Below are 6,908 nucleotides of genomic sequence, written 5' to 3' on the forward strand. Positions count from 1 at the left end.
TCGATGGTGAATGTATTTGAACTGGCGTTGTACTGTACGGCTGTGGTGGTCATGATTACAACACCTGGCCCAGTGATGTTGTTGGTTGCTAGTGCAGGTCTAAAAGGTGGGTATAAGCAAGTCTTAAAAACCATTTTTGGGACGAATTTAGCCTCTTTGGTTCTTATTGTATTGTCTGTACTTATCTTAAAAGGCTTTTTAAACATTGCAGAGCATTGGTTAAATGCGATTAAGATTTTAGGCTGCGTATATATTGCCTATCTTGGTTTTCAAATTTTAAAAGAAGCCATTGCTCAAGGAACAGAAACATCGCCTGTGCAACTAAAGGCGGTGCAGGGGGGCTTTAAGCAAGGTTTCTTGGTGGGTATTTCGAATCCGAAGGATATTATTTTCTTTGCCTCATTTTTCCCACAGTTTATTGAAGTAACCAGTGATGTCGATATCAGTCTTGTACTGTTGACCATTCTCTGGATTATTCTAGACTTCAGCACGTTGTCTTTGGTTTATTTGGGTTTTAATAAACTTTCGCAGTCCGCTTTGTACAATAAGTTGTTAGGCGTTTGTGGTGCGATATTGGTCACAATTGCGCTCTATGGTATTTATACTGTCTTTGTTTGATGCTGATGGTATTGCATCAAAAAGCCTCCAATATGGAGGCTTTTTGATTAGGAGCCTAAAAATTAAACTCCGTGTTTAATGCGATACTGCACCAATTCTTCAATGGTGATCACCGTCAACTGATGCGTTTGCGCATAAGCCAACACTTGAATGCCAGAGGCCATAGTTCCATCGGCATTGGTCAGTTCACACAAGACACCTGCTGGCTTTAAGCCTGCTAAACGTGCTAAATCAATGGTACCTTCGGTATGACCACGACGGGTGAGCACACCGCCTTGGCGTGCACGAAGAGGGAATACATGACCAGGGCGGTTTAAGTCGCTGGCAACAGCCCCATCTTTAATTGCTGCTTTGACTGTGGTGGTGCGATCTTGCGCAGACACACCTGTGGTCACGCCAGTTGCAGCTTCAATGGTCACCGTGAATGCAGTTTTAAACTGACTTGAGTTATCTGACACCATTGGCACAAGGTCTAAGTGATCGGCCAATTCATCGGTCAGACATAAACAGACAATGCCAGAACCATCACGAATCATACGTGCCATTGTTTCGACGGTGAGGGTTTCAGCAGCCACAATGAGGTCGGCTTCGTTTTCCCGGTCAAAGTCATCCATCACCAAAACAGGTTTGCCTTGGCGGATATCTTCTAAAGCTTGTTGGATACGTTGTTCAGCTGGAGAAAGGGCTGAAAAGAAAATTTCGGGTTGAATCAAACTAGACATTGAAACGCTCGCGTAAAATTGAAGTACGGTTGAACATTTCAGGACTTTGAAAAATTGGCGTAGCAATAAATCCTCACAGGTTTGCACCTGAGATTCTATTGGTCACGTCGTCTTCTTTCATCCGGACTATACCGTCGGCTTTGGAATTGAACCAAATCTGCGAGCCAAACAGATGATTTCTGCTTGGCTGGCTCGTGGGCTGATTCAGTCTGAGTCATTCAACTGAACTTACCACCGGTGGGGAATTACACCCCGCCCTGAAGCGATGTAAATCCATTATAGTGCTAAATATTTAGAAAAACAGGGGGAGTTTTAGAATGATCAGTTTTATACATAGAACAAATTTTGCTATAGCGTTGTTTATGTTATTGGTTTGCTAAAGACCAACACTCTCTGTGTATGATTTCACTTAGTATGAGTTTAATGTCCAAGAATGAATATCTGAGAAAAACCATAAACATGAATAAGAAGTTTTTCTATAGTTTGAATGGTTTGAAATGATCAAGATAAAAGTAAGAGTGAGGAGTTAGAATTGATCAAAATTCAACAATATGATTACCCTTGGAGTGCTGAATCCTTCATCAAGCATCTGCAAGTTTTTGGTTTTACACTCATCGCGCTCAGTATGTTGTATTTGATTGCCGCCAATTGGTTTATGTTGCCACAGGCTATTCAGCTGGCTATTCCTCAGTTGTTATTATTCCTCAGTGCGGTTTGCAGCTTGTGGCTGACAAAACATGATTTTCTAGTGCAATGTTTACATAGTATCTGTGGTTTGATGATTGGTTTAAGTCTGGCTGTGATTGGTCAAATTTATCAAACGGGTGCTGATAGCTATTTATTATTTCTACTTTGGTCTGTGCTGCTTTTACCGTGGTTATATCGTCCGAATATCGGTGTATTTTTCCTTTTATGTATTACCAGCCAGTTGGCACTGTTTCTGTTTTTTATACAAACCTTTTGTGGGGATCAATATCCAGATCTCTTTTTAATCAGTATTCATGTATTTGCACTGATTCAATTCTATTTCTGCAATAAATATTATTCGAAACTTCGTTATTTATTCTTACTATGGTTTGCCATTCTCTCGATTTGGCATATGGCGATGTATCTCTATGCGGATAAAAGCATTCTTTATTTCACAGTGTCTTTTCTCTTGTTGGGCATTTCACTGGCTTACTATTATCAAAATAAAGATCAGCTATGTAGCGCACTTTCAGCCGTTGGCTTGGGCATTAGCTTTACCTTGATCATTGTGAAGGCGGTGACGGAGTGGTTTGGTCAGAATGAAATTTTTGAATTATTTTTTATCGCACTGATTATTTTTGCGTGGTTTGCTTTCATCACTTACATGTTGATTAAATTTATTCCACATAGTCGGTTCAATGCTATTCCACTTGCTGTGGGAGCTTGGATTGCGGGCATCGTCTTTGCTACGTTGATGCTGACCTTTTGGGGGAATTTCTCTTTGCTTATGGGCATTGTCTTTGTGGCTTTGGCGGCTTATTTGTTAAAAGCTAAACAAAGTTTGTTTTTAAGACAATTTGCTTATTGTCTCTGGGTTGCAGGACAAATTGCTGTGATTTTTCACACCGTTGATTTAATGAATCAAATTCTTCCTATTCTATTGTTACAATTGGCGATGCTAGTACTCGCTTATTTTATGCGAACACATTGGTTCTTTGTCTTTGTTCAAATTTTCGGTTTATATGCAGCAGGTGTGGCGTGCATTTGGGATATTAATGCACATCTCAGTTGGCATAATATTGTTGAAAATTTTGTTTATTTAGCACTTTGGAATTATGTTTTTTATCTGGGAATTCTAGCCATAAAATTCATACAGCCAACTGAATATCAACGCAGTTTATTGCTTGCGGCACTTGGCATTATTCTATTTTCTATGGGTTTTTATACTTTATTTGGGAAATACGAATTAGCGAAAATTGAGCACATTCCTATATTGGCTTTTGGCTTACCGATTTTATGGTTTGTACTTTTTGTCTTTTTACATATTCAAAAGCAGTTTCATTTATTTGCGCATTTTATTTTGACTGCTTTTGCAGTAGGGCTGATTTTTTATGGTTATTTCGATATTTTTATTTGTTTGGCCATCATTTCATGGGCATTAAAAACACAAGATAAAGTGATCTATGGATTTGCGCTGGCAACTTTTGCTGTAATTTTAGGGTTTTTATATTATTCCCTTGATGTGACCTTTCTAATTAAAAGTTTAAGCATGTTCCTGTCTGGCTTGATGTTGCTTTTGCTAACATTGAGCTTGAAGATATTTAAGCAAAAAGAGGAGTTGGACGTATGAAGAAAATGATTCCTCTTACTTTGGCACTACTCAGTATCGCGGTATTTTTAGGCTTGATCTTTAAAAATGAATGGCACTTAAACAATAGTCAAACCATATATGTGCGTTTGCAACCTGTAGACCCGCGTTCGATTATTCAGGGGGATTATATGGCGCTAAATTATCAACTTTATTTTGCGCATCAGCATTTGAGTCCAGAAAGTACCAGCCAAGCCAACAGCAATCAAGAAGATCAGGTTTTTTCAGGTCATTATTTTGATGAAGTGATTAAGAACAAGTCTTCAGTGCTCACTTATGTTGAACTCGATTCACAGGGGCGCGTGATACATAGCTATTTTGAGTTGCCGAAAAATGTTCGTACAGCTCGACTGATTTTACAAAACCCGAATAATCGCTATAACGGCCTTTATCCTGCGTCGAGAAGTTTTTTGTTTGCAGAAGGTTTAGCGGATTGTTATCAGCAGGCAGAATATGCTGAGTTTAAAGTCGATGAGCAGGGCAATGCGATACTCACGGCATTGAAAGGTGATCAGCTACAAGATTTAGGCTGTGAGAGCAAACGAGATTGGTTGAGCGGATTTCGTACTGCTCAGAATTGATCCAATTGCATTATTCTACTCATTAAAAAATCCGCACGCAGCGGATTTTTTAATTTATTGAGCTTAAGCCACTTGTACTGGAATACAGTTTGCCATGTGACTTACAGTATTGTCTGGATTTGCATAAACTAAACGTGGTTTATGTGCATTTGCTTCAGCTTCTGTAAAATCACCAAAGGTAGCAATAATCATTAAATCGCCTACATCGGCTTGATGTGCTGCACCGCCATTGACTGAAATGATGCCAGAACCTTCTTCGCCACGAATTGCATAGGTACTGAAACGCTTACCATTAGTCACGTTCCACATGTGAATTTCTTCATATTCGCGGATACCGGCTAAATCCAATAAAAGACCATCGATTGCACATGAACCTTCATAATGAAGTTCAGCTTGAGTAACAACACAACGGTGGATTTTTGCTTTTAATAAACGAGATAGCATGGCTAGCGTCTCCTGAGTGGACCTAAGATCGTTATCTTATGGTTGAATCAATCTGAACTTGCTGGATAAGCAATCAGGCAAGCGCATTTTGCCTTTAAAATGACAGTATGGCAAGCAGCATGGTTCAACATTTTTTTGACTAATCAGTTTGGTTTGTAAGCATTGATTTGATTCATGGCAGGCTGAATCTCACCATTCACCAGCATTTTAGTGCGAGCCAATGCGTGATGGATTGCGTCATCCATTAAATTTTGTTCATTGCTTGGTGCTTTGCTTAAGACATGTCCTGAAACACGTTCTTTTGAACCGGGGTGACCAATACCAATGCGTAAGCGATGGAAGTTTGGACCGATATGAGGAACTATGTCACGTAAACCATTATGACCACCATGACCACCACCTGTTTTTAGGCGAATGACACCAGGGTTCATATCCAGTTCATCGTGAGCAATCAGTATTGCTTCTGGAGCAATATTGTAGAATTTTGCGAAGGGAACAACACTTTTACCAACAAGGTTCATAAAGGTTGTGGGTAATAGCAGACGGACGTCTTGACCTTCGATATTACCACGCCCACTCATTCCATTGAATTTTGGGTCTTTTTTAAGCGTAATGCCATATTGTTCTGCAAGGCGTTCAACAAACCAAAAGCCTGCATTATGGCGGGTTTGAGCATACTCAGAACCTGGGTTGCCCAAACCAACAATCAGTGAAATATTTGACACTAATTACACCAATAACACTTATGCGCGAACGAAGTCAGCGTGCATAGGCGTGTTTTTAGCTGGATGACGTTGTAACGCTTTGATTTTAACGCTTTCAACTTTGTCGCCAACTTTGATTTCAACAACTTCTTCGAAGAAAGCGTTGTTTTCTAAAGCTTTAACAAGCTCGCGAAGTTCTAAAGTAACAGCTACAGGTTCAGCAGCACCACCGTAGATGATAGCTGGAACTTGAGCAGCGTGACGAAGGCGGCGGCTCGCACCTTTCCCTTGGTTAGCTGCTTCACGCGCTTGAGCGTTTAATACGAAGTTTGCCATGATAGACATCCTTAATTTAAGTTTTAAATAAACTAGATCTGCGACCGACCTAGTGAGACAAAGCCCTGCACTGGGCAGGGCTTTTAAAATTCAGCGCTATATTATAGATAAGAATCAAACATTGCGCTAATAGATTCTTCGTTGTTAATACGACGAATTGTTTCAGCAACCATACTCGCAACTGAAACTTGGCGAATCTTACCAAGAGCTTGAGCTTCTTCAGAAAGAGGAATTGTGTCTGTAACAACCAATTCATCAATCACAGAGTTTTTCAAGTTTTCGATAGCTTTACCTGATAAAACAGGGTGAGTTGCATAAGCAACCACTTTGCGCGCACCAAATGTTTTCAATGCATCAGCAGCTTTACATAAAGTACCTGCAGTATCCACCATGTCATCTACGATCACGCAGTCACGGCCTTTAACATCACCAATCAAGTGCATGACTTGTGATTCGTTTGCCTTTTGACGACGTTTGTCGATGATAGCAAGGTCAATATCGCCCATTTGTTTAGCAACAGCACGTGCACGAACGACACCGCCAACGTCAGGAGAAACCACCATGAGGTTGTCATGTGATTGTTGACGAAGGTCAGCTAAAAGCGCTGGTGTACCGTAGATGTTGTCTACAGGGATATCGAAGAAACCTTGGATTTGGTCAGCGTGAAGGTCGATCATTACCACACGGTCAATTCCTACAGTTGTCAGCATATCTGCGACGACTTTTGCAGTAATTGGAACACGTGATGAACGAGGACGACGGTCCTGACGCGCATAACCGAAATAAGGAATCACTGCGGTAATACGACCAGCACTTGCACGACGCAAAGCATCAGCCATAACGAGGATTTCCATTAGGTTATCATTCGTTGGGGCACAAGTAGGTTGTACGATAAATACGTCTTTACCACGAACATTTTCAGTAATTTCGACAGCAATTTCACCGTCAGAAAATTGACCAATAGATGCAGCACCTAAAGGGATGTGCAAGTGGCTTACGACTTTTTGGGCGAATTGTGGATGTGCAGATCCACTAAAAACGACAAGATTGGGCATGAAGCACCCTTGGCGGTTGGCAATTTAGGAATTAGATGGCAGGGGTAGCTGGATTCGAACCAACGGATGCCGATATCAAAAACCGGTGCCTTACCACTTGGCGATACCCCTAA

At 40.7% G+C, this 6,908-nt stretch carries 8 protein-coding genes, 1 tRNA gene and 1 riboswitch; of the genes, 3 read left to right on the forward strand and 6 right to left on the reverse strand.

Translation table 11 applies throughout. The features are described 5' to 3' along the window. The first annotated feature begins 3 nt into the window (after positions 1 to 3). Positions 4 to 618 carry a LysE family translocator gene (locus tag F986_RS12175; protein ID WP_004695497.1) on the forward strand — a complete coding sequence of 205 codons (615 nt, stop codon included), beginning with the start codon at positions 4 to 6 and terminating at the stop codon, positions 616 to 618. Between the two features lie 62 nt (positions 619 to 680). On the opposite strand, the gene ribB is transcribed toward F986_RS12175, so the two are convergent. Next, positions 681 to 1,340, reverse strand: a complete 660-nt coding sequence (gene ribB, locus F986_RS12180) for a 3,4-dihydroxy-2-butanone-4-phosphate synthase (protein WP_004695499.1) — start codon at positions 1,338 to 1,340, stop codon at positions 681 to 683. A gap of 105 nt (positions 1,341 to 1,445) precedes the next feature. Further along, positions 1,446 to 1,608, reverse strand: a riboswitch (FMN riboswitch). Positions 1,609 to 1,872: 264 nt separating this feature from the next. On the opposite strand from ribB, the gene F986_RS12185 reads away from it, so the two are divergent. Both F986_RS12185 and F986_RS12190 read left to right on the forward strand, forming a co-directional pair. Beyond that, complete coding sequence (locus F986_RS12185; RefSeq protein WP_004695501.1) at positions 1,873 to 3,657, forward strand: DUF2157 domain-containing protein; 1,785 nt, start codon at positions 1,873 to 1,875, stop codon at positions 3,655 to 3,657. Continuing rightward, positions 3,654 to 4,256 carry a GDYXXLXY domain-containing protein gene (locus F986_RS12190; protein ID WP_004695504.1) on the forward strand — a complete coding sequence of 201 codons (603 nt, stop codon included), beginning with the start codon at positions 3,654 to 3,656 and terminating at the stop codon, positions 4,254 to 4,256. Before F986_RS12185 ends, F986_RS12190 begins: the two co-directional genes overlap by 4 nt. Before the next feature lie 63 nt (positions 4,257 to 4,319). Here the strand turns inward: F986_RS12190 and panD are convergent, their stop codons facing one another. The 5 genes from panD to F986_RS12215 form a co-directional block, all read right to left on the reverse strand. Continuing rightward, the gene (panD, locus tag F986_RS12195; protein ID WP_004695506.1) at positions 4,320 to 4,700 is read right to left on the reverse strand and encodes an aspartate 1-decarboxylase; all 381 of its coding nucleotides are present in this window, start codon (positions 4,698 to 4,700) and stop codon (positions 4,320 to 4,322) included. A 143-nt stretch (positions 4,701 to 4,843) separates the two neighbouring features. Continuing rightward, the gene (gene pth, locus F986_RS12200) at positions 4,844 to 5,425 is read right to left on the reverse strand and encodes an aminoacyl-tRNA hydrolase (protein WP_004695508.1); all 582 of its coding nucleotides are present in this window, start codon (positions 5,423 to 5,425) and stop codon (positions 4,844 to 4,846) included. A gap of 18 nt (positions 5,426 to 5,443) precedes the next feature. Next, on the reverse strand, positions 5,444 to 5,740 hold the full coding sequence (rplY, locus tag F986_RS12205; protein ID WP_004695511.1) for a 50S ribosomal protein L25: 297 nt from the start codon (positions 5,738 to 5,740) through the stop codon (positions 5,444 to 5,446). 101 nt (positions 5,741 to 5,841) lie between these two features. After that, complete coding sequence (locus F986_RS12210; RefSeq protein ID WP_004695513.1) at positions 5,842 to 6,795, reverse strand: ribose-phosphate pyrophosphokinase; 954 nt, start codon at positions 6,793 to 6,795, stop codon at positions 5,842 to 5,844. A gap of 36 nt (positions 6,796 to 6,831) precedes the next feature. Then, a tRNA-Gln gene (locus F986_RS12215) sits at positions 6,832 to 6,906 on the reverse strand. Between the last annotated feature and the right edge of the window lie 2 nt (positions 6,907 to 6,908).

Source organism: Acinetobacter johnsonii CIP 64.6 (genome assembly GCF_000368045.1).
Lineage (GTDB): Bacteria > Pseudomonadota > Gammaproteobacteria > Pseudomonadales > Moraxellaceae > Acinetobacter > Acinetobacter johnsonii.